We start from the raw sequence: 22,594 nt of genomic DNA, 5'->3' as shown, positions 1-22,594 counted from the left end.
GGCGCCAGGATTAGCGTCATTCGTTGTACGATCTACAGGAAAGCAGGAATGCAATGTTTCGGTGACTGGATGATATCCATGCACCGTCAAGCGGTCAAGGCGATTTGTAACCCTGGTTTGGTCGTCCTGTAACCGCATGATGGAGTACGACATCCCGTGCCGTTTTGTTCCGCCTGCCGTCCGGAGAAGCTGTCGTTGAAGGTGCCGTTTCAATCCGCGAAGACCTCAATCATCGCAGCCTTGCTGCAATACGATCGTCTCTCAAGGCTCGAGCTGAGTGAGCTTACGGGCGTCAGTCCAGCCGGCATCACCGAGGTCACCCAGAAGCTTCTTCAGCAGGAACTTCTGGCGGAGACTCCGTCCATCGATCCGCCTGGCCGCGAAAAACGTCGTGGCCGTCCACCGGTTCAGCTCTCCCTTCAACCTGGGCATTCCTGCTTTGCCGGCATCAATATTGGCGAAGGCGAGATGGTGCTCGCGATTACGGACCTGAAGGGAGCGGTTCTGGAACAACGCCACGTTCCGGCGGTTGATTCCCTCTCAGAGATTCCCGAAGCAGTTCGTGCGACGTTCCTCGCCGCGCTACGCCATGCCTCGATTCCGCGCACCAGAGTGCGTGGCACTGGCATCGCCGTGGCAGGAATCGTCGATGCCGACCAAGGCGTGTGCCGTTACTCCGCCGCATTGGACTGGCGTGATGTTCCCATCGCCCGCATCATCGGAGAGGCTCTGGAACTGCAGGCATGGGCTGACAACGATGCTAACGCAATTGCCATTGGAGAACATATCTTCGGCGATGCTCGGGAGTACGATCACTTCTCTTCGATCGTGCTGGGACGTACCATTGGCTCCGCCCACTATATGCACGGCATTCTGTACCGCGGACACGACGGCAGCGCCGGCGAGATTGGGCATATCTCGGTCGATCCACATGGAACACTCTGCCGCTGTGGCCGTAATGGATGTCTCGATACCATTGCCGGCGGTTCTGCGCTGCGGCAGGCCGCTCATGAGAAAGGCCTGGTGATTGAGAGCATGCGTGACCTGGAAGACCTGGCCATGCATGGTGACCGCAACGCCGTGCAACTGCTGCGCTGCGCAGGCAAAGCTCTCGGTTCAGCCATTGCATCGCTGGTCCACATCAATAATCCGCAAGCAGTGCTCTTCACAGACCTGGAAGGGTTTGAGAATGGTGTCTTCCGCACAGCCATCCGCCAGGGAATCGAAAACAGTATCCTTCCCCGCTATCTCGGTTCTACCGAGATTCGTTTCACCACCGCAGATCCGGTGTCGTTGCCGCGAAGCGCGGCTTCCATCGCAGCTTTTAACTACCTGATGTCGTTATAGAACTTCGCATACGGAGGTCCTGAGATGTTTGCAACGCAGCAGAAACGGGAAGAGATGTCGACTGAACGCCGTACCTTTCTCAAGCAGGCCACTGCGGCTGCCGTCGGTGTAGCCGCCGGTGGAATGGCCCCTACAACGCTCTTCGCACAGAGCACTACGCGGAAACAACCCGGGTATGCACCCATGGAGCTTGGCCTGCTTATCAAGCCATCTCCGGATCCCGAAGCGAAGATTCGCCTGGTCCGCGATCTCGGTTTCAAAACCTGCTTCCTCTCGCTCGACGGCTATCTGAACAACTTCACGCCCGCACTGACAAAGCAGATGGCAGATCTCCTGGATAAGTATCAGGTGATTGCGACGACAGCCGAAGTCGTGAATCCCCAACCGCTCAAATGGAACTTCACGGAAGGCCCCGCCACCATTGGTCTGGTACCGCGAGCCTACCGTAAGGCCAGACTCGATGCGCTGAAACAGTGCTCCGACTTTGCCAAGACACTTGGCATCGACAAGGTTCAGACACACTGTGGGTTTATTCCTGAGGACCCCAAGGACGCGCTTTATCCGGAGACTGTTGCCGCCATTCGCGAGATCACCGAGCACTGCGCTGCCAATGGCCAAAGCTTTCTGATGGAGACTGGGCAGGAGACGCCCACAACCATGTTGCGCATGCTGAAGGACGTAAACAATCCCGCGCTTGGTGTTGGGCTTGATACCGCGAATCTGATTCTTTACGGTAAGGCCAATCCTGTAGACGCACTCAAGGTCCTTGGGCCCTATGTTCGTGCCATGCATGCCAAGGACGGCAAATGGCCGACTGATCCAGACCAGCTTGGCAAAGAGGTGCGCATCGGCGAAGGCGAGGTTGATTTCCCGAAGGTTCTATCGATGCTGCATGACCTTGGCTATAAAGGCGCGGTCAGCATCGAACGTGAGACCTCCGGACCGCAGCAGGTCGAGGACGTAAAAGCCGAAAAGCTGTATCTCGAAGGCATCCTCAACAAGATCAAGAAGGCATAGCCAGACGGAGGAAGATGATGAATCGCAGAAAGTTTTTGCAGGGTGCAGGAGCTCTGGGCGGTCTGATGATCGTGAAACCCAGTGTCGCTTTCAGTTACGCAGCAAATTCGACCGTGCAGTATGCCCTGCTGGGCTGCGGCAAACGCGGCACGTCGGTCGCGACCTCGTTTGCGAAGAATACTCAGGCGCGCATCGTCGCGCTGGGCGACATCTTCCCTGATCAGCTTGCCAAGGGTAAGCAGCACTTTGACCAGGTCAATGCATCGCTCGGTTTCGCACCAATCGACGATAAGATGACCTTCCACGGGTGGGAGGCTTACAAGGCGCTGGCGGCTAATCCGAACGTCGACGCGGTCCAGATCTCCACGCCTCCCTTCTTCCATGTCGAACACATGGATGCTCTCACCGCCGGCGGCAAGCACGTCTACTGCGAAAAGCCTGTCGGCGTCGATATTCCCCAGACACGGCGTGCCCTTGAGATCGCGAAACGGGTCGGCAACAAAGTGAGCGTCTCCGTCGGCTTCCAGATTCGCTCAGCTCCTCCCTTTGTCGAGGTTGTAAAGCGAATCCACGACGGGCAGATCGGAAAGATCGCTTCACTCAGCGGTCATTACAACGCTCCGACCGCCACTTATCCTGACCGCGGTTCAATGCCGCAGGACGAGCAACGCCTGCGGAACTGGCTGTGGGATAAGACACTCTCCGGCGATATCCTGCTCGAGCAGAACATTCACGTCATCGACGTCTGCAACTGGGTGATGCAGGCTCATCCCGTAAAGGCCACGGCACGAGCCAGCCGCAAGGTCCTTCAGAACTTCGGCAATATCAATGACAACTATGAGGTGATCTTCACCTATCCCAATGGAGCCGAGTTTGTCTTCAGCTCGACGCAGTTCAACTCCGCCGGGTACTTCGATGTGAAGGAGACGATCTTCGGCTCTGAGGGACTTGCTGAGATGCCATATAAGGGCGCGCTCGGTATTCAGGGATTGAAGCCGTGGACCTGGGCCGGCAGCGACCAGACAACGAACGCCAAGTTCGCAGCCGATGGCGCCTTCAGCGACAACCTGGCTGAAGCAGACAAGAAGAAAGACCAGAGCTTCATTGAAAGCATCACCGAAAACAAGTTCCAGAACCAGATCGCTGCCGGCGTCGAAAGCGCCCGTAGTTGCATGTTGGCTCGCAAAGCTGCCGAAACAGGACGCATTGTGACCTGGGAAGAGATCGAAGCTGACAAGGAAGAGTACAAGCTGGGCCTTGATCTTCGAAAGTACGTCTAAGTACGGATCCAACCCACGAATGCCCGGCACATCGCCGGGCATTCGTGTATCTACTCTCAAGGATGCCGATGACAACAGCCGCCAGGCACACGACATCTAATTCCGCCCAGGAGAGATGTCCGATGCCGAAAACTGCAACCAACGGTGCTGCTGCGTTCGTCCCTGGAGATCGCAGCTTGCCTGTACTTCGTAAGGCGGTACAACAATGTCACGGATGCGATCTCTACCGCCATGCGACTCAGGCCGTATTCGGCGAGCTTGAAACTCATGAGGACGCCACACGCCCGAAGGTTGCGATGATGATGATCGGTGAACAGCCAGGCGACCAGGAGGATAGGCAGGGACGACCATTTGTTGGTCCTGCCGGCAAATTGCTCGATCAGTGTCTTGATGAAGCACGGATCGATCGCGACGCCGTATACGTCACCAATACCGTCAAGCATTTCAAATGGGAGCCTCGCGGAAAGCTCCGCATCCACAAGAAGCCCGGCATGCAGGAGATCCGAGCCTGCCGGCCGTGGCTACAGGCCGAACTGGAGACGGTGCGACCGCGATTGATTGTCTGCCTGGGGGCCGTTGCCGCACAGTCGTTACTCGGCTCAAAGTTCAGGCTCACACAGGCGCATGGAGAGATTGAAGAGGTAAAGGGGCTACCTCCGATTATCGCGACCTTACATCCCTCGGCAGTCCTTCGAGCGCGAACGGATGAAGACCGGCATCGCAGCCGGGAGATCCTCGTTGCGGACCTCAAACGGGCCGCAGATTATTTGAAGCATCCCCAACGGTACAACAAATGCAGCATGATCAAGGCACCGCGACAGCAGCTGCCTGCAATGCTGGCAGCTCCACAAACAGCATTGCCCGGGGATAATCCCCGGGCAATGGTCACAAAAAAGTTCGGTTTAGAAGATCTGGAAGTTCACGGCGACCGCGAGTTCTACCGCTACGGGAACGCCATTTTCAGTGGCAGGCTTGAAGCGGTATTGCTTCACAGCTTCAATGGCCTTGTCGTCTAGTCCCATGCCGACCGGGCGCGGGACACGAACGCGTTGCGGGCGTCCCTGGGTATCAACGATCAGGCTGACAATGACTTCGCCCTGGAACTTAGCCTTACGGGCTTCTTCGCTGAACTCAGGCTCCGGGCCGTAGATCAACTGCGGCGCGAGAACACCATTGCCGATCTTTCTGACGCCGCCACCATAGTTCCCGCCCGATCCCGGTCCGAGACCCGATCCTTTGCCAGAACCGATACCAGTTCCCTCGCCATTACCCATAGAGGAGACTCCGACCGCGGGAGCATTCGGCATACCGAAGTTCGGCATATTCACATTCGACATCTTCAGGTCTTTCTGGACCTCAATTGTCGGCTGAATATGGATCTTCGGCTCTTCGATGGGAGGCTTGTTCGGAGGAACAATCTGCTTATCAGCGAACTCCGGAAGTCTGCCTTTGGTGACTGGCGTCGGACCACGCTGGCCGCCGCCGCCGCCCATACGTTCCGCTGCCTTCAGCGAGACGGGCGGGGGCACCTTCGACATGTCGACGTTGCTGACGATGGGCTTCGCCATGATCTGGACGACCTTGTTCTTCACAATCCAGACGATGGCAAGGATCACCAGCACATGCACCACCGCTGCTATGGCCGTAGACTTGGGATCACGTTTGACCTTCATGCGGTCGACGACCGCAATCGGTTTTGATTGCAATTGGAGCGGAGGCAGCTTCTCCGGGAAAAAGACGTCCTTCAGGCTCGCCCATAGCGAGGTAAACACGTTTTCTTCCGTAGTCTGGAGTTCTGTCCCGAAAATAGGCTCGGCGCTCTTACGGGCGTCGAACTGACCATCGTTCTTAGGATCGAGTCCCGGTGGCGTCAAAACAGTATTCGCCATAAGCTGCTTCGCAAACCTGGCCTGCGGGCCGTACTGCGCCCACACCCTTCTTCCAAATTCTCGCGCCGTTGGTGGACTTACATCTCCCGGTCTTTTGCCGGTTCCTGCCACGTCGCGTTCAGCGTCTGGCTCCGCTCCTAGTTTACAGAGGTTTTCCTAGGCGCGCAGTCACTTTCTTTGACGCATGGAACCACATCCGGGTATACGGCTGCAATGCCCTGACAAAGTAAAATGATCTTTTGGTGACCTCGCGTACCAACTCAGGAAAAAGCATGTCAGATTCGCCCGCGCAGAAGCCGTTGAAGTCTACCCTGAACCTGCCGCAGACCGCCTTTCCCATGAAGGCCGGCCTTCCGCAGAACGAACCAGCACGCCTCCAGAAGTGGATCGAAAACGACCTCTACGGACAGATTCGTGCCGCCCGCGCCGGCGCGCCGAAGTACATTCTGCATGACGGCCCGCCATACGCCAATGGCGCTATCCACCTTGGCCATGCGCTGAACAAGTGCATCAAGGACTTCGTCGTCAAATCCAAGACGATGACCGGTTTCGACTCCCCCTATGTGCCCGGCTGGGACTGCCACGGCCTGCCGATCGAGATCAAGGTCGACGAGCAGCTTGGCCGCAAGAAGCTGGAAATGGACGCTGTTACCGTTCGCCAGCAGTGCCGCGACTACGCGCAGAAGTATGTGGATCTGCAGCGCTCGCAGTTCCGCCGCATGGGAGTCCTGGGCCGCTGGGATGATCCTTACCTGACGATGAGCTTCCCCTACGAAGCCCGTATCGTCGAGACCTTCTACGAGTTCTTCGAGCACGGCTACGTTTACAAGGGCCTGAAGCCGGTCTACTGGTGCTGGCATGACAAGACAGCCCTGGCCGAGGCCGAGGTGGAGTATGAGCAGCACACCTCTCCCTCGATCTATGTCCGCTACCGGCTCCTCAGCGACCCTGCCGATCTGGCGCCGGAGCTTGCCGGCCGCGAGGTGTACACCATCATCTACACCACCACGCCGTGGACGCTTCCCTCCTCGCTGGCGGTGGCCTTCAATCCGGAGTTCGACTACGTCGCCCTTGAAAACACCGATGGCGCCGTCTACCTGGTTGCGGAAGCGCTCGCCGACGCCGTCCGGGAGTCCTGCAAGATGCCGGAAGCAAAGGTGCTCACCCATATGAAAGGCACGGCGCTGGAGAACATCACCTTTGCGCACCCTTTCCTGCATGGACGCACGATCCTGGGAGTGCTGGGCGATCACGTCACGGCCGAACAGGGTACGGGTGCGGTCCACACCGCCCCGGCGCATGGTCCCGACGACTTCTACACCGGCGCAAAGTACGGCCTGCCGCAGACCACGAATGTCGACGATGCGGGACGGATACGCAACGGCCTGCCGGAGTATGACGGCCTGCACATCTATAAAGCCAACCCCATCATTCTGGACATCATCCGCAAGAACGGAGCATTGCTCTCCGAAACCGAGGTCAAGCACAGCTACCCGCACTGCTGGCGCTGCCACAGGCCGGTAATCTATCGCGCCACGGAACAGTGGTTTATCGGCATGGAGACGCCGGTCAAGGACCAGCACGGTAACGAGACCACCTTCCGCCAGCGCGCGCTGGATGAGATCAAGAAGGTGACCTGGGACCCCTCCTGGGGCGAAGAGCGTATCTCGAACATGATCGCCACCCGCCCCGACTGGTGCATCTCGCGCCAGCGCATCTGGGGTGTGCCCATCGCCGTCTTCCTGTGCCAGAGCTGCGACCACCCCATCAGCGATAAGGCACTCAATCAAAGCATCGTGAAGCTCTTCGAGAAAGAAGGCGCTGATGCCTGGTACGAGTACCCGGCCGAACAACTGCTGTCGGCTGGAACGACCTGTATCAAGTGCGGACACGCGGCCTTCCGCAAGGAGATGGACATCCTCGATGTCTGGTTCGAGTCCGGCTCGTCGTGGCATGCCGTGCTGGAGACTGAGCCGGAGCTCCGCTTCCCTGCCGATATGTACACCGAGGGCGGCGACCAGCATCGTGGCTGGTTCCACTCGTCGCTGCTGGCTTCTGTCGGCATCCGCAACGCCGCACCCTACAAGTACGTCGCTACCAGCGGCTGGACACTGGACGAGCAGCGCCGCGCCTTCTCCAAGTCGCTCGGCAACGGTGTCGATCCTGTCCTTGTGATGGATCAGCTCGGCGGCGACATCGTCCGCCTCTGGGTCGCCTCGGTCGACTTCCGCGAAGACGTCATCGCCTCGGTCCCACTGATGAAGCGCCTCGCGGAAGAGATCTACCGCAAGCTGCGCAACACCTTCCGCATCCTGCTGGCGAATCTGTATGACTTCAACCCCGCGGAACATGCGGTGAAGGAGTTCAGCGCCCTCGAACCACTCGACCGGTACATGTTGGCCAAGGGAGCCGAGATCGTCGCCAAGGTGCGCAAAGCCTACGACGAATTCGAGTTCCATCGTGCCTATCACGCCATCAACGAGTTCTGTAACTCTGACCTGAGCGCGTTCTATATCGATGTTCTGAAGGACCGTCTCTACACCTTCGCGCCCAACGCCCCAGGACGCCGCAGCGCCCAGACCGCGATCTGGAAGATCACGGAGGCCCTGGTTCGCCTGGTCGCTCCGGTCCTCTCGTTCACCGCGGATGAGGTGTGGGAGTACCTGCCGAAGGTCGAGGGCCGCGAAGCCAGCGTCCACATCGCGCATTTCCCCGCTCCGGAAGACCTCGCTCCAGCCAATACTGAGAGCCTGGTTGCGAACTGGGAGAAGTTGCTTGCCGTTCGTGACACGGTTCTGCTGTCGCTCGAAGAGGCAAGAAAGAACAAGCAGATTGGTAAAGCGCTCGATGCCAGCGTTGCCGTAACCATTCCGGCAGCGTTGAAAGAAAGCTTCGATAGCTTCGGTTCTCACTTCGCTGAGCTGTGCAATGTGTCGGCATTCCGGTTCTCGGTGAATGGCGATCAAACACCGTCGGTAGAAGTAACACCATGCGAAACGCTCTCCGACATCACAAAGTGCGAGCGTTGCTGGCGCTACACCAATGATGTTGCATCCGATAGCCGTTATCCGACCGTCTGCGCTCGCTGCGCAACGGCACTCGACGAGATCGGCTACGAACCGTATACCGTGACTCAGGAGCAGCCTGTCTAATGTCCGACACCGTTGTTTCTCCGGTCACCAACGCCAGTCGTACACGCGATCTTCGCCTGTGGCTGCTTCTCATTACCGCACTGGTAGTGGCTGCAGACCGCCTGTCGAAGCTATGGATTGAAGCGCATATCGACCTGGGTTCGGCCATCACCATCATCCCGCGAGTTTTTCGGTTGAGTCATGTTTTGAACACGGGTGCAGCGTTCTCCATGTTCGCTGACTCCACCTCACCTGAACGTGTACGCATTGTGCTGATCGCGTTTTCGGTCTGTGTTACGGTGGTGATTGCCGCAATGATCTACAGAGTTGGCCGCACGCTGTCACTTACCAGCTTCGGACTGGCGCTGATTCTTGGCGGAGCGCTCGGCAATCTGTACGACCGCATTCGCTTCGATCATGTGGTGGACTTCCTGGAAGTCCACATTGGCACCTATCACTGGCCTGACTTCAACCTGGCCGACTCTGCTATCTGTGTTGGTGCATGTCTGCTGTTGCTCGAGATATTCCGGCCGCAGCCAAAGGAATCAGCAGATATCTAGGAATGAGAAAAGAAACATCGAGGGATGAGAAAAGGGCTGCCAGACCGGGCAGCCCTTTCCACGTATCAGTGGCTCCGGCCCCGACGGCGGCACAGAGTCTACGTTGACGAAAACCTTACTCCTCTTTGTCCCTTGCTGTCACCTTCACCGCTTCTTCGCGGGGGCCTTTTTCGCAGCAGCCTTCTTGGCAGGCTTCGCGGCGGGTTTAGCTGGTTTGTGGGCAACGGGCTTCTTTGCCGGAACCGTCTTCTTCGCCGGAGGAGCCGGCTTTTTGGCACCAGCAGCATGCTTGACCGGAGCCGTTTTCTTTGCCGGAACCGCGGCTTTCTTCGCGGGCGCCGGGGCCGGCTTCCTGACCTCGGGCTTCGCCGGAGCCTTCTTCGCAGGAAGAGGCGCCGGCTTCTTGGCCGCAGCCTTCACCGGAGGAGCCGGGGCTGCCTTTTTGGCAGGGGCAGCCGGAGCTGCCGCGGGCTTTTTCGGTGGCGCAGGCGCGGCAGCAGCCTTCTTGGCTGGAGCATGTTCCGCAGCCTTCACTTCCGCAGGGGCAGCCTTCTTCGCAGGAGCCGCCTTCACCGGCTCTAGAGCGGCCTCTGCATCGATCAGATCCTCGTCTCCAATCTCGATACCCGCATCACCCGAGGCGATCAGCTCATCTGCGACTTCCTCGACGATAGGAGCAGCCTTTTTCGCCCGCTTCGACTCTTTCTTGGCGGCCCGCGGACGGCGCAGGTTAACAGGCGGAGGCGGTGCCGGCGGCGAGTAAGGCTCGAGGTACGCCTTCATCTCCTCAACGGTCGACAACTTGCCGTCCATCAGCTCAAAGAAGAGCTTCTCGACCAGTTCGTCATAGCCCGGAAGATCCGGCGTGATGCGCATCTCCAGCATCAACGCATAGGGGATCTTAAGGCGGGCCTGCGGCCACTCCGCAGTAAAGGCCTTGAACTTGTTCTGGACTGAACCGGACTTTACCGCGAAGACCATCTGCAGTACAGCCTCGGGCTTCGCTGCATGCAGCAGCTTCCACGCAGCGGAGGGCGCCGCTGCCGACTTGCCGGTAAATTCCGTGGCAAGCGCTTTGCCCTGAGCTTCCATGCCGTCAATCGCTTCCACGAATGCCTGACGCGGGAAACCATGCTTCAGCGTGGCGACATCCTTTGGCGTCAGCTTGGCCGTCAGGAGCGGAAAGGCAATGGCGGATGCGTCCGGGAAGATTCCCTGCAACTGCAGCACGCCTACTTTGTCGCGCAGATCGTCGAGAGCGGTTGCATTCACGACCTTCGGTCCCCAGGCAGGCATAAGGGCCTTCATCCAGCCCTCGTTCTCCAGGTGGCGGAGGACGCGCAGACCGTCTTCCTCATAGGCGATCTCTTCCAGTTCGTAACCGCGATACCAGGCCGGAAGATTGGCGATATAGTCCTCTTCCTTTGCCGTCTCGTAGCGGGCGCGGGTGCGCTCTTCCAACTGCCAGCCAAGACGCGAAGACAGCCGAGCGGCGCGAACCAGACGGGACGGATCCTCAATGAATCCATAGTTGGAGACCAGCCGAAGCTCCCGGTTCTCGATATCGGCAACGCCGTTTAGCGGATCCATCAGGAGGCCCCAGGAGCCCTCATTGAGCGACAGCGCCATGGCATTAGCCGTGAAGTCACGACGGCGCAGATCTTCCAGAATGTTCGCCGGCTTGTAGACCGGTTTTGCCGGCTTGGGATAGGTCACGCCCAAAGTGCTGCTGATCTCCACCCGCACAGAGCCAGGAAAGTCGAAGAAAAGCGACTGTGTCGGCTCATACTCCCCGGAGAAGGTGCCGCCGGCTTTCTGTATATCTTTCTTCAACTTGAGAGCATTTCCCTGAACTGCCACATCAAGATCGCGTACGGAGGTGCCTGCCGTGAGGTCGCGCACGGCTCCTCCGACCAGAAACAGCGTCATCCCGCGTTCCCGGACGACGGCCTTGATCTTCTCCAGCGCATCCTTCTGGTTAGCAGATAGTCGATTTTCGAGCAGGTAGATGTAGTCGGCCATAGATAGGCGGGCAGCGCTCCGGGCTTCGGATTCGTCGCTAACTCTCGCCGTATCAATCGCTTAGCACCGGCAAGCAAGACGACACAAAAGCCAAATGTAACATATAGGTACCGCTTTTGCTACATTCCTGCTGCTTTTTAAGAACCCGATGAGACAATGCCCTGTATGCCGGCAGGACGAAAAAAAGTTCTCATCCGAAGATTCAGCCGCGACACCATAGCCGGCTACCTGCCGGCTGCGGGCTTTGTCCAGGACGATGCGCTGGAGCTCCTTGATCTCTCCGGACGGGTGATGCCTATTCCCCTCTCCGAGATCAAGATGGTGCTCTATGTCCGTGACTTCAACCTTACGGAAAAGGATCCGGAGCGGACACTGCGGAAGACCTTTCTTTCCAAGCCACGGACGGAGGGTCTTTTTATCCGTCTGAAGCTCCGCGACGAAGATGTGCTGGAAGGTCTTGCACCGCTAGACATCAGCCTGATGGATTCAGCGCTGGAGGACAAGGGGATCCAGTTCACACCTCCCGATGTCCGGTCCAACGTACAGCGGATCTTCGTCCCTCGGCGGGCCATTGAGAGCATGGACCTTCTGGCGGTGATCACCACGCCGTCCAAGAAGAAACCCGTCGCCTCGACCTCCGCAGACAAATCCCTCCAGGAACAGCTCTTCGCTACCGAGCTGCCGCCGAACTCACGGCCAAACTAAGCTAAGAATCTTCTCCAAAGACAAAGGGCGGCACGTGGCCGCCCTTTGTCTTTATGGCTGAAGCTAGACTAGTCGGCTGCAACCTCGCTCTCGACCTTAGCCTGCACCTTTGAGTGGAAGCGGGAGTAGGTGAAGTAAACGATCAGGCCAATGATGAGCCAACCAATCAGCCGGGCCCAGTTCTGCCAGCCCAGCTTGTACATCATGTAGCCGTTGAAGAGCACGCCGAGGACCGGAACAACCGGGACGGGCCATACCAAGGGTGCACGGAAGGGACGCTCGCGGCTCGGATCGGTCTTGCGCAGCACCACAACGGCGATGCAGACAATTACGAAGGCCAGCAGCGTGCCGATGTTCACCATCTTACCGATATCGTCGATCGGCGTAATGGAGCCGACGATGGCAGCCAGAAAGCCAGCCAGAATGGTTCCCTTCCACGGGGTGCGGAACTTCGGATGAATCGCGCCGAAGAACTTCTGCGGCAGCAGTCCATCCTTAGCCATGGCGTATAGCACACGGGACTGACCAAGCAACATCACCAGCATGACTGAGGTGAGCCCCGCCAGCGCTCCAACCGTGATGATGTCCGCCGCCCATCCCAGGTTATGAGAGAGGAAGGCTCGAGCCACCGGAGCCTCGATGTTGATGTCCTTCCAATAGACCATGCCGGTGAGGACGCCAGCGACGCCGATATAGAGCACGGTGCAGATCAAGAGCGAGAGAATGATGCCGATCGGCAGATCGCGCTGCGGGTTCTTGGCCTCCTGCGCGGTCGTGGAGACAGCGTCAAAACCGATATAGCTGAAAAACACCAGACCGGCGGCCAGACCGATACCGCCCCCACCAAAGGGAGCGAAGGTCGACCAGTCATGACCCCAGTTCGCCTTGTCTACATACTTGATGCCGAGCGTGATGACGAAGAGCACCACGGCCACCTTCATCATGACGATGCCGGAGTTGAACTTGGCCGACTCCGAGATACCGATCACCAGGATCGTCGTGATGATCAGGGCGATGATGAAGGCCGGAAGGTTGAACCCGATCTCAATCCCAAAGAGATGCGGAGCTCCTAGCAGCGCGTGCGCCTGGGCCGTTAGATCAGCGGGAGCAGCGGCTTTCAGTGCATCCAGAGCGGCCGAAAACGCCTGCGTTCCTGGAAGCAGTTCTGGATGCTGCACCGCAAGCATCTTGCGGGCGACGACATCGGTCGCCGTACGCAGACCGGTCCAGTGGTCATAGGAGAGCCAGAGAGGAAACTTCAGCCCGAAGATGGAGAGAAACTCGACAAAGTGATTTGACCAGCCGGAGGAGACGGTACTGGCGCCCATGGCGTACTCAAGCGTGAGATCCCAGCCAATGATCCACGCGAAGATCTCGCCCAGCGTGGCATACGCATAGGTATAGGCAGAACCGGCCAGCGGAATCATGGCGGCGAACTCTGCATAGCAGAGACCGGCAAAAACGCAACCGAGGCCGGAAAGTATATAGGCCAGCGTAAGAGCTGGCCCTGCAGAGTGTGCGCCTATACCGGCGAGAACAAAGATGCCGGCGCCGATGACTGCGCCAATGCCGAGCGCGGTGAGTTGAAACGGTCCGAGCGCTCGGACGAGTGTTTCGGAACCTTCCTCGTGTGCCTCATTGAGGAGAGATTCCATTGATTTCGTGGCGAGTAGTTTGGCCATGTAGCGGCGACAGCTCCTTAGTGCCTCAGTATTGCTGGGATGTGAAGAGAATACCCGAAGGCGGGCGGTTGCGGGGAAAACTCTCCGCAACCTGCCTTCGCGGTTAAATCCTTTTACATGCCCTGCTAAACGTACAACGACCCGAGCTTTCTGCCAATCTCCTGAAAGACCAAATTGCTCTGGTCAGTCTCCAACTTGCTGCCGGTGTAATAGACCGTAATCAGCACCGGTTTCCGGTCCGGCGGGTACAAAACAGCAATATCGTTGGTCGTGCTGTTGTCGCCCGATCCGGTCTTGTCGCCTTCTTTCCAGTCGGCAGGCAGTCCGGCCTTGATCTTCTTCAAACCGGTCTGGGTCGCCAACATCCAGTCATTCAATTGTTTACGAGATGCAGGGCTGAGAACATTGCCTAAAGTTAGCTTCTGCAGCGTCGCCAGCATGGCCGACGGAGTCGTGGTATCCCGCTGGTCCCCGGGCTCCGCAGAATTCAGTGTGGGCTCGTTACGATCGAGTCTCGTTGCGGTATCGCCGAGGCTCCGTAGCCACCTCGTGAATCCGGCCGGGCCGCCGACTGTCACCAGCAACAGGTTCGCCGCCGTATTGTCCGAAAGCGTAATTGCTGCCTCACATAGCGCGCCTACCGTCATTCCCGTCGCAACATGTTCCTTCGTGACAGGGGCGTAGGAAAGGAGATCTGCCTGCGTGTACGTCACCAAGCGATCAAGCTTCTCTTCCCCATGGTCGACGCGGGCAAGTACCTGAGCGGCCAGCGACAGCTTGAAGGTGCTGCACATCGGAAAGGCTTCACCAGCGCGGTGGCCAGCATGAGCTCCGGTCTGCGTATCAAGAACAGACACGCCGAGACGTCCGCCTTTCTCTTTCTCCAGTTGCGCGAGAAAGGGTTCCAGTAATTTCAGGTCGGGCGTAGATGAAGCAGCAAACAGTCTGTTGCTGGAAGCAAGAACAGCGGCAGTGGAAGCGAGAAAAGCGCGGCGTGTCGGCATGGTGCGTTCAGGGTAGATGGAGATCTTCCTGTGGACAGCACCACAGGAATTCAATCAGTAACGCCCACGCCGTCCAGACCCTCAGACTTCTCGCTTCGGCTCTTCCAGACCATGTACACCGGCACACCCAGCAGCACCAGGATCAGGCCCGGCCAGGTGTACTGTGGCTTATACCGCAGCAGGACGTAGCTTACCCAAGCCGCCATCACGATATAGATTGCCGGCAGCACCGGATATCCGATCGCCTTATAGGGACGAGGCGCATCCGGCTGTTTCCGCCGCAAGATGAAGATGCCGGCAATGGTCAGAATGTAGAAGACCAGCGCGGCAAAGATCACGTAGTCCAGCAACTGTCCGTACGATCCTGAGAGACACAGCAGGCACGTCCACAGGCACTGCACCCAGAGCGACACCGTCGGTGTATTCGTCTTGTGCGAGAGCCTGCCTACCGACTTGAAGAAGAGGCCGTCCTGGCTCATGGCGTAGTACACGCGCGCTCCGGCGAGCAGCATGCCGTTGGCACAACCAAAGGTCGAGATCAGGATGGCGAGCGCCATGATGCGCGATCCATATCCCGAAAACGCTTGCTCCATCACCGCGGTCGCCACGCGGTCCTGACTCGCGTACTGAATGCCACGGGCAACGATTGTCGTTCCCTGCGGATCACCATGCAGCGGAAGCACCGCCAGGTAGATGAAGTTGCAAAGGATATAGAGCAGCAGCACGGTCCCCGTGCCCAGCACGAGCGAAAGCGGCAGGTTGCGCTTGGGGTTCCGAACCTCACCTGCGGTGAAGGTGACGTTGTTCCAGGCATCGGCCGAAAACAGCGAACCCACCTGCACCACCGCCAGCACGGTCAGAAGACCAATCATCACGGTGGGGCCGCCTGCACCCTGCTGCACCGGATGCAGATCGCTCCAACTGGCACCCTTCCAGAAGTTGCCGTTGGAGAAGTTGGCAGCGATCGCCGTCGCATTACGAGCCAGCAGGCCTAGTAGAACCACCATCGCGAGAGCGAAGATCTTGGCGGAGGTGAAGATGTTTTGTACCAGGGCTCCCAGCCGCACGCCCATCGAGTTGAGCGCAGTGAGCAGAACGATGATGACGATCGCTGCCAGATTGGCCGTGGATAAACCAATATCCATGTTGCCCAGGACCATCGGACCAACCGCGATCGGCGGAACATGCGCGAGATGGAGCAGCCAGTGATCGGCAGCAACGGATGGGAAGAAGACCCCGAGAAACTTGCCGAAGGCGACGCCCACGGCGGCGATGGTGCCTGTCTGAATCACCAGGAACAGCGTCCACCCATACAGGAAGCCCCAGAGCGGGCCAATCGCTTCGCGGAGATAGACATACTGTCCGCCGGCCTTCGGCATCATGGCAGCAAGTTCGCCATAGCTGAGCGCGCCGATGATGGTCATCGCCGCGGTTACCAGCCATGCGCCGATCAAAAGCGCCGGCGAACTGGTACCGCGAGCGATATCCGCTGCGACGATAAAGATGCCGGAGCCAATCATGGACCCCATGACGATGGCAGTGGCAGAGAAGAGGCCGAGGCCCTGAACAAATTTAGGCTGCGAGGTTTCTTGGGTGGACACGTTGGCACTGTTTTACCAGTTGAGGTGAAAGGTTGCCAGTTCAGAATCTGACGGGGGCTCCCGTGAAATACGAAAAGGTTCGTCGATACGGGAACTTCCCTGACCGGGATAACGTAGCCCTCCGTAACCGGTTTTCAGTCTTCACAAGGAGAGCAGTCATATGAAGGGTCTGGCAGTCGTGGTGTGCTTGTTGGGATGCGCTGCGTCAGGGACGGCGCAGGAACAGAGTCTGACGGGCAAATGGATGGCAACGGTTGATTTTTACGGCTCGCCTCTTTTCTGGAAGATGGAGCTCAAACAGGACGGAGAGAAGCTCACCGGAGACTTCTCCGGCGATAACGTCGAGGGAACCTATGCCGGCGGCAAACTCCACTTCCTGGCGAAGGATACTCAGGGTGGCTCAGAAGAGCTGACAGCGACCGTAGTGAATGGCCAGATCACCGGTACAGTAATCTGGATCGACGGCTCCGACAAGGAACATCCAGCGACGCGCACCTTCCTGGCGGATCGGATACCAGTCCGTCCGCAGGGCCCGGTAAAGACACATGAGTTTGTCCCCACCGTCTTCCATCGTCAGTTCTCTGCCCTGAACAAGCCTGTGCTGACGATCAACCCAGGCGACACCATCCATACCACCACTGTCGATGCCGGAGGCGCCGATGCTACCGGCGTAAGACGCTCGCTTGGCGGCAATCCCGAGACCGGCCCGTTCTATGTAAACAGCGCCATGCCCGGCGACACCCTGGTTGTCCATATCAAGTCGCTCAAGCTCAACCGTGACTACGCCATCAGCACCGACGGCATCGTGCCCCGAGCGCAAAGCCAGGGCATGGCTGTGATGATGAAGGACACGGGCAAAGGGGCGAAGTGGAAACTCGACCTGGCCAAAGGTATTGCGACCCCGGCAAACCCCGGTCAGCACATGAAGAACTACAGCGTCCCAGTCCGCCCCATGCTTGGGTGCATCGCCGTGGCAACGCGGCCGCAGCAGGCCGCCCCGGGAACAGGAGACGACGGAAGTTATGGCGGAAATATGGATTTCAACGAGATCACCGAAGGCGCCACCGTTTACCTGCCGGTGATGGCTCCGGGAGCTCTACTCTACTTCGGCGACGGCCATGCCGTTCAGGGCGACGGCGAAACCACAGGCGATGCCCTGGAGACCTCCATGGATGTGACCGTGACTGTCGACGTTATTCCCGGCAAACGTCCGATGGAGCCTCGGATCGAGAATGCAACGCACATCATGGCGATGGGCGAAAACGGATCGCTTGACGACGCGCTGAAGGAAGCCACAGAAAACATGGCGAACTGGCTCAAGGACGAGTACCACCTCACCCCGAGCGAGATCGGCATGGTCATCGGTACGGCGGCCGAATATCGCATCAGTGAAGTGGCAGACCGCAATGCAGGCGTTGTGCTCAAGATCAACAAAGAAAGGCTGAAAGGGCTATCGCAATAAGGCCGATCCGGTCGCTACCGCCTGAACGGGCTGCAGGGGGAGTTTCCCTCAACCGCCCGCTCCGGCGACAATAGAAGACTGGCCATGAACGAGCAGATCGTCATTCGCGGAGCGCGCACCCACAACCTGAAAAACATCGATGTCGACATCCCCCACAACGCCCTGACGGTTGTCTCCGGCGTTTCAGGCTCGGGAAAGTCGTCGCTTGCCTTCGATACGGTTTATGCCGAGGGGCAGCGCCGCTATGTCGAGTCGCTCTCGGCGTACGCCCGTCAGTTTCTGGAGCGGATCGAGAAGCCCGATGTCGACCACATGGAGGGTCTCGCTCCCGCGATTGCCATCAAGCAGAAGAACACCACCCGGAATCCGCGTTCCACGGTTGCGACCGCGACGGAAATCTATGACTACATGCGGCTTCTGTATGCCCGCTGCGGCACGGTAACCTGCCTGCATTGCGGTGGCATTGTTCGCCGCGATACGGTTGATGAGATTGCCGCCGCCGTCCTCGGCCTGGGCGACGGTACTCGCCTGTACGCACTCTTCCCTATCCAGCGACGCGACGTCCTGCTGGAACCGATGCAGGAGTTTGCGCCTTCTACGGAAGAAGAGGCCACCCCTCCCAAGCCCGCGAAAAAGGCTGCGAAGAAGAGTGCAAAGGCTGCGAAACCAGTCGAGGCGCCAACCCTGGTTGATCCTACCGATGCCCAGAAGGAACGCCTCTCCGAGCTCCGCAAGCGGGGCTACAACCGGCTCTTCCAGAACGGCAATATCGTTGAGTTCTCAACCCCCGAGTCGTTGCTGGAGCTCGACTTCACCAAGCCGATCTATGTGCTGGTCGACCGGCTCTCCGTCTCCTCTGAAGTCCGAGCACGTATCGTCGATGCCATTGAGACCGGCTATCGCGAATCCAACGAGATCTACTTCCAGACCGCTCCGCGTGACCACTCTGCCCCGCAGATCTTGCACTTCTCTGCCGCCTTCGAGTGCGTGAACTGCCGTCGTGCCTACCGCGAGCCAGAGCCGCGTCTCTTCAGCTTCAATAACCCCTTCGGCGCCTGCCCTCGCTGCCAGGGATTCGGAAACACTATCGACTTCGATCCCGGCCTTATCATCCCTGATCCGTCGAAGACGCTCGCCGGAGGCGCAGTCGATCCGTGGGAGCGTCCCAAGTACCGCGCCTTCCACGGCGAGCTGAAGCGCTTCGCCAAAGCCAATGACATTCCGATCGACGTTCCCTGGTATGACTTGACTCCGGCGCAGCAGGAGATGGTGCGGCAGGGTGGAAGCGGTTTCCCGGGTATCCGCGGATTCTTCGATCAGCTTGAGAAGAAGAAGTACAAGCTCCACGTGCGTGTCTTCCTGGCAAAGTACCGGGGTTACGCTCCCTGCCCGGTCTGCCATGGCCAACGGCTCCGCGCTGAAGCGCGCGCTGTTCTGTTGAACGAAAAGAACATCTGCGAGGCCTCGTCACTCACGATCACCGCCGCGCGCGAGTTCTTCGACAGCCTGAGTCTCACTCCGGCACAGACCGAGATCGCCGGAAAGATCCTGGAGGAGGTCCGCCAGCGTATCGGCTTCCTGGAACAGGTCGGCCTCGACTACCTCACCCTCGACCGGCTCTCCTCCACACTCTCCGGCGGCGAAGCCCAGCGCATTCAGCTTGCCACTTCTCTGGGATCACGGCTGGTTGGCGCGCTTTACGTCCTGGACGAACCGTCAATCGGTCTGCATACGCGAGACACGGCAAAACTCATCCACATCCTCGAAGAGCTTCGTGACCTGGGGAATACCATCCTTGTTGTCGAGCATGACCCCGATGTCATCCGCTCTGCCGACCACCTCATTGACATGGGTCCGGGCGCTGGGGAACTCGGTGGCAAATTGCTGGCCTCCGGGACGGTCGCCGAAGTCGCAAAGCATCCGGATTCCACCACTGGACGCTATCTCTCTGGCCGAGCTCATATCCCAGTTCCCTCCACCCGCCGTGAACCTGGCCGCACCAAGCTGAAGCTGACGGGCGCCCGCATTCACAATCTTCGCGGTGTGGACGTCGAAATCCCGCTCAACCTGCTCTGCGTCGTCACCGGTGTCAGCGGATCGGGTAAGTCAACTCTGATCCACCAGGTTCTGTACCGTGCCCTCATGCAGCAGATGGGACAGACCGAAGGCGGCGATCCGACGGGACTTTACCGTGAACTCACGGGCGCACAGAACCTGAGCGAAGTGGTGCTCGTCGACCAGTCGCCCATCGGCCGTACACCGCGCTCCAATCCCGTTACCTATATCAAGGCCTTCGACGCCATCCGTGATCTCTTCGCCGCGCAGCCCGACTCCAAACGTAAGGGCTACACCCCTGGAAGCTTCAGCTTCAACGTCCCCGGCGGACGATGCGATGTTTGCGAAGGCGACGGCACGGTCACGGTCGAGATGCAGTTCCTCGCCGATGTTGAGCTGCCCTGCGATGAGTGCCATGGAACCCGCTATAAGGCCGGCATCCTCGAGATCAAGTACAAGGGCAAGAACATCCACGACGTGTTGAATATGACCGTCCGCGATGCCTTGAGCTACTTCGCCGGACATCCGAAGATCGTCGACCGGCTTGCTGTCCTGGATGAGGTCGGCCTCGGCTACGTGCGTCTCGGTCAATCGGCAACGACCCTCAGCGGCGGCGAGGCACAGCGTGTGAAGCTGGCCGCGCACCTGGCAACGGCGCGCGCAGCGATTACGGCGCAGCGCGGCGAGGGTGCCAACAAGAAGGCATCGTCCCGTACTCTCTACATCCTCGACGAACCTACGACGGGCCTGCACTTCGACGATGTGGCGAAGCTGCTTGCAGCCTTCCGCAAGCTGATCGAAGGCGGCGGCTCTCTGCTGGTAATCGAGCACAATCTTGACGTGATCAAGAGCGCCGATTGGGTCATCGATCTGGGCCCTGAAGGAGGCTTCCGTGGCGGGCAGATTGTCGCCATCGGAACTCCGGAAGAGATCGCTTCCAACCCAGACAGCCTTACCGGGAAGTGGCTTGCGCCGGTGCTCGACGTCAAACATTAAGAGGAACATCCATGGCATCGAAGATCTTTCCGGCGTCTCTGCGCCTTTTCACCTTCGGCGGAGCCCTTCTGGCCGCCACCTCCGGCCCATGGGTGCTCCCGGCTGCCGGCCAGCAACTGCCGTCCGGGACACGCTCTGTCGCCGATGAAGACCAGGACAGGGCTGACCAGTACAAGAAGGCCCAGACTGCTCTTGACCAGCAGAATTACGCCGAAGCCGAACGTCTGCTTACCGGGCTTGTCAAAGCTGATCCGAAGAATGCCGGGATGCTCTACCAACTCGCCTTCTCCCAGGAGGCGCAGGAGAAAGACGACGCGGCCGAGGGCAGCTATAAAGCCGCGATCGCTGCTGATCCGAAGCAGTTCGAGTCCACCCTGGCGCTTGGCCTTCTACAGGCTCGGAAAGGTCATCTGGATAACGCAAGGGAGACGTTGCAGCGGGCGGTCGCCCTACAGCCGGGAGACGCTGCACAGGCAAAGGCTTTGAAAGCGCGGGTTTTTCGGGCGCTCGCGCAGATCGACCAGAACGCAAATCCGGCAGCCGCACGCGACTGGTTGGTAGCAGCGCTAAAGCTTACGCCGGAGACGCCCGAAGATACCCTCATGGTCGCCGAGCTTGCCGATGCCGCCGGAGATACCGCTGATGCCGCAGCCCAGTACAAGAAGCTGATGGTGAAAGGCGCTACCAGCCCCGAGGTCGCGGTAAGTTACGCCCGTTATCTCCTGCGCCATGGCCAGGCAAACGAGGCGACTCCGCTCCTGGAGCAATTGCTGGCGGCGAACCCCGATGATGCCAATCTAAAGCGGCTGCTTGCGCACCTCTATACCCAGGCAAACGATCCGGCGAAGGCCGAACCGATGTTGCGTGCTGCGCTTGCCGCAACGCCGGACGATCCATCACTCCTGGACGATCTCGGTTCTGCGCTGGTGCTGGAGAAGAAGTTCGATGAAGCGCAGCAGGTGTTTACCAAGGCCGTAACATTACCTTCGGATCGCTGGGAAAACCCGAAAGACCTAGGTGAAACGCTCGGTCATCTCGCTTTTGCAGCGTCAGAGAATCATCAGCCCAGAATTGTGTTGCAGGCGCTGACACAGAGAGCTACACTCCTTCCAAATTCGCCGTCAACTCTATTTCTGGAGGCAACGGCGAACGATAGCCTGCATCAGACGGAACGAGCTGTTCTGCTGTATCACCAGTTCTTATCAGCCGCTGCAGGAAAGTATCCGGACCAAGAGTGGCAGGCTCGCCACCGACTTGCCGCTCTCGAACACAGGTGAGCACTTCCGAAAGGGGTGCGGTATGCCGTTCGCAGTACGCAGTGCATGTAACGCTTTACTTCGCCCTGGTTTCCGCCACGCCGCTTTTTCCTTTTTCGCGGTGGGCGTCCTGCTGCTGCCTCCAGTAGTGCGGGCAGCAGGCACCGCAGACGTAGACCTGGCTGTTATTCAACAACTCGAAACCAAAGCCTTACTCGCAGCTCCACGAGAACAGTGCTTCCTCTACACGGAGCTGGTGGGCCGTATGACGGAGCTGGCCAGCCGTCAGTTGGCATTGGGTGACACCGACAAAGCCGCAAACACGATGAAGAAGATCTCCGAGTACGCCGAGCGCATCCACATGGGCGTAGCCGACGATTCCAAAAAACTGAAGAAGGCAGAGATCCTGCTCCGCGAGACCGACCACCGGTTGAACGACATCATGCATGCCTCCTCCGGCGATGATCGTGGCCTGGTTCAGGCCACCCTGAAGCGGCTGCAGACCGTTCACACGGAACTGCTGGCCGTCATCTTCCGACACTAAAACAACCATACCCGCGTGTCCTATGCCCCATGGCGGACATAGG

16 protein-coding genes are annotated in these 22,594 nt (G+C 58.9%); 11 read left to right on the top strand and 5 right to left on the bottom strand.

Annotated features, from left to right (window positions below; all coding sequences use genetic code 11):
- Positions 1–156 precede the first annotated feature (156 nt).
- The 4 genes from FTW19_RS14380 to FTW19_RS14365 all read left to right on the top strand — a co-directional run bounded on the left by FTW19_RS14380 (position 157) and on the right by FTW19_RS14365 (position 4,660).
- On the top strand, positions 157–1,347 hold the full coding sequence (locus FTW19_RS14380) for an ROK family protein (protein ID WP_246153306.1): 1,191 nt from the start codon (positions 157–159) through the stop codon (positions 1,345–1,347).
- Between the two features lie 24 nt (positions 1,348–1,371).
- Positions 1,372–2,364, top strand: a complete 993-nt coding sequence (locus FTW19_RS14375; RefSeq protein WP_246153305.1) for a sugar phosphate isomerase/epimerase family protein — start codon at positions 1,372–1,374, stop codon at positions 2,362–2,364.
- A gap of 14 nt (positions 2,365–2,378) precedes the next feature.
- A complete protein-coding gene (locus tag FTW19_RS14370) occupies positions 2,379–3,644 on the top strand; it encodes a Gfo/Idh/MocA family protein (protein ID WP_246153304.1) in 1,266 nt (421 codons plus the stop codon).
- Positions 3,645–3,766: 122 nt separating this feature from the next.
- On the top strand, positions 3,767–4,660 hold the full coding sequence (locus FTW19_RS14365) for a UdgX family uracil-DNA binding protein (RefSeq protein ID WP_147648277.1): 894 nt from the start codon (positions 3,767–3,769) through the stop codon (positions 4,658–4,660).
- Here the strand turns inward: FTW19_RS14365 and FTW19_RS14360 are convergent.
- The gene (locus tag FTW19_RS14360; RefSeq protein ID WP_147648276.1) at positions 4,547–5,533 is read right to left on the bottom strand and encodes an energy transducer TonB; all 987 of its coding nucleotides are present in this window, start codon (positions 5,531–5,533) and stop codon (positions 4,547–4,549) included. The genes FTW19_RS14365 and FTW19_RS14360 overlap by 114 nt on opposite strands.
- A 272-nt stretch (positions 5,534–5,805) precedes the next feature.
- Between FTW19_RS14360 and ileS the strand changes: the two genes are divergently transcribed.
- Together ileS and lspA are read left to right on the top strand one after the other, a co-directional pair.
- The gene (gene ileS, locus FTW19_RS14355; RefSeq protein ID WP_147648275.1) at positions 5,806–8,685 is read left to right on the top strand and encodes an isoleucine--tRNA ligase; all 2,880 of its coding nucleotides are present in this window, start codon (positions 5,806–5,808) and stop codon (positions 8,683–8,685) included.
- Positions 8,685–9,224, top strand: coding sequence for a signal peptidase II (lspA, locus tag FTW19_RS14350; protein ID WP_147648274.1), 540 nt, complete (start codon positions 8,685–8,687; stop codon positions 9,222–9,224). The genes ileS and lspA overlap by 1 nt, the downstream gene beginning before the upstream one ends.
- Before the next feature lie 144 nt (positions 9,225–9,368).
- On the opposite strand, the gene FTW19_RS14345 is transcribed toward lspA, so the two are convergent.
- Positions 9,369–11,246, bottom strand: a complete 1,878-nt coding sequence (locus FTW19_RS14345) for a CCA tRNA nucleotidyltransferase (protein ID WP_147648273.1) — start codon at positions 11,244–11,246, stop codon at positions 9,369–9,371.
- 165 nt (positions 11,247–11,411) lie between these two features.
- Between FTW19_RS14345 and FTW19_RS14340 the strand changes: the two genes are divergently transcribed.
- Positions 11,412–11,951: a DUF6982 domain-containing protein gene (locus FTW19_RS14340; RefSeq protein ID WP_147648272.1), complete on the top strand. Its 540-nt coding sequence runs from the start codon at positions 11,412–11,414 to the stop codon at positions 11,949–11,951.
- Between the two features lie 68 nt (positions 11,952–12,019).
- Here the strand turns inward: FTW19_RS14340 and FTW19_RS14335 are convergent, their stop codons facing one another.
- From FTW19_RS14335 to FTW19_RS14325, 3 genes are all read right to left on the bottom strand, one after another.
- Positions 12,020–13,633 carry an amino acid permease gene (locus tag FTW19_RS14335; RefSeq protein WP_147648271.1) on the bottom strand — a complete coding sequence of 538 codons (1,614 nt, stop codon included), beginning with the start codon at positions 13,631–13,633 and terminating at the stop codon, positions 12,020–12,022.
- A 125-nt stretch (positions 13,634–13,758) separates the two neighbouring features.
- The gene (gene bla / locus FTW19_RS14330) at positions 13,759–14,637 is read right to left on the bottom strand and encodes a class A beta-lactamase (protein WP_147648270.1); all 879 of its coding nucleotides are present in this window, start codon (positions 14,635–14,637) and stop codon (positions 13,759–13,761) included.
- Positions 14,638–14,687: 50 nt separating this feature from the next.
- Positions 14,688–16,238 (bottom strand): APC family permease, encoded by a 1,551-nt coding sequence (locus FTW19_RS14325; RefSeq protein ID WP_147648269.1) that lies wholly within the window; start codon positions 16,236–16,238, stop codon positions 14,688–14,690.
- A 160-nt stretch (positions 16,239–16,398) separates the two neighbouring features.
- Here FTW19_RS14325 and FTW19_RS14320 point away from each other — a divergent pair, with 160 nt between their 5' ends.
- From FTW19_RS14320 to FTW19_RS14305, 4 genes are all read left to right on the top strand, one after another.
- Positions 16,399–17,700 (top strand): acetamidase/formamidase family protein, encoded by a 1,302-nt coding sequence (locus FTW19_RS14320; protein WP_147648268.1) that lies wholly within the window; start codon positions 16,399–16,401, stop codon positions 17,698–17,700.
- A gap of 84 nt (positions 17,701–17,784) precedes the next feature.
- Positions 17,785–20,751 (top strand): excinuclease ABC subunit UvrA, encoded by a 2,967-nt coding sequence (uvrA, locus tag FTW19_RS14315; RefSeq protein ID WP_147648267.1) that lies wholly within the window; start codon positions 17,785–17,787, stop codon positions 20,749–20,751.
- Positions 20,752–20,762: 11 nt separating this feature from the next.
- Positions 20,763–22,028: a tetratricopeptide repeat protein gene (locus FTW19_RS14310; RefSeq protein ID WP_147648266.1), complete on the top strand. Its 1,266-nt coding sequence runs from the start codon at positions 20,763–20,765 to the stop codon at positions 22,026–22,028.
- 22 nt (positions 22,029–22,050) lie between these two features.
- Positions 22,051–22,551 (top strand): hypothetical protein, encoded by a 501-nt coding sequence (locus tag FTW19_RS14305; protein WP_147648265.1) that lies wholly within the window; start codon positions 22,051–22,053, stop codon positions 22,549–22,551.
- Positions 22,552–22,594: the final 43 nt, after the last annotated feature.

This window comes from Terriglobus albidus (genome assembly GCF_008000815.1).
GTDB classification, from domain to species: domain Bacteria; phylum Acidobacteriota; class Terriglobia; order Terriglobales; family Acidobacteriaceae; genus Terriglobus; species Terriglobus albidus_A.
Note: the sequence above shows the minus strand (reverse complement) of the source record. Positions and strands in the feature narration are given on the sequence as shown.

Coding starts and splice junctions, on each gene's coding strand:
- FTW19_RS14375 (WP_246153305.1), top strand. CDS start 1,372: ATGTTTGCAACGCAGCAGAAACGGGAAGAGATGTCGACTGAACGCCGT.
- FTW19_RS14370 (WP_246153304.1), top strand. CDS start 2,379: ATGATGAATCGCAGAAAGTTTTTGCAGGGTGCAGGAGCTCTGGGCGGT.
- FTW19_RS14365 (WP_147648277.1), top strand. CDS start 3,767: ATGCCGAAAACTGCAACCAACGGTGCTGCTGCGTTCGTCCCTGGAGAT.
- FTW19_RS14360 (WP_147648276.1), bottom strand. CDS start 5,533: ATGGCGAATACTGTTTTGACGCCACCGGGACTCGATCCTAAGAACGAT.
- ileS (WP_147648275.1), top strand. CDS start 5,806: ATGTCAGATTCGCCCGCGCAGAAGCCGTTGAAGTCTACCCTGAACCTG.
- lspA (WP_147648274.1), top strand. CDS start 8,685: ATGTCCGACACCGTTGTTTCTCCGGTCACCAACGCCAGTCGTACACGC.
- FTW19_RS14345 (WP_147648273.1), bottom strand. CDS start 11,246: ATGGCCGACTACATCTACCTGCTCGAAAATCGACTATCTGCTAACCAG.
- FTW19_RS14340 (WP_147648272.1), top strand. CDS start 11,412: ATGCCGGCAGGACGAAAAAAAGTTCTCATCCGAAGATTCAGCCGCGAC.
- FTW19_RS14335 (WP_147648271.1), bottom strand. CDS start 13,633: ATGGCCAAACTACTCGCCACGAAATCAATGGAATCTCTCCTCAATGAG.
- bla (WP_147648270.1), bottom strand. CDS start 14,637: ATGCCGACACGCCGCGCTTTTCTCGCTTCCACTGCCGCTGTTCTTGCT.
- FTW19_RS14320 (WP_147648268.1), top strand. CDS start 16,399: ATGAAGGGTCTGGCAGTCGTGGTGTGCTTGTTGGGATGCGCTGCGTCA.
- uvrA (WP_147648267.1), top strand. CDS start 17,785: ATGAACGAGCAGATCGTCATTCGCGGAGCGCGCACCCACAACCTGAAA.
- FTW19_RS14310 (WP_147648266.1), top strand. CDS start 20,763: ATGGCATCGAAGATCTTTCCGGCGTCTCTGCGCCTTTTCACCTTCGGC.
- FTW19_RS14305 (WP_147648265.1), top strand. CDS start 22,051: ATGCCGTTCGCAGTACGCAGTGCATGTAACGCTTTACTTCGCCCTGGT.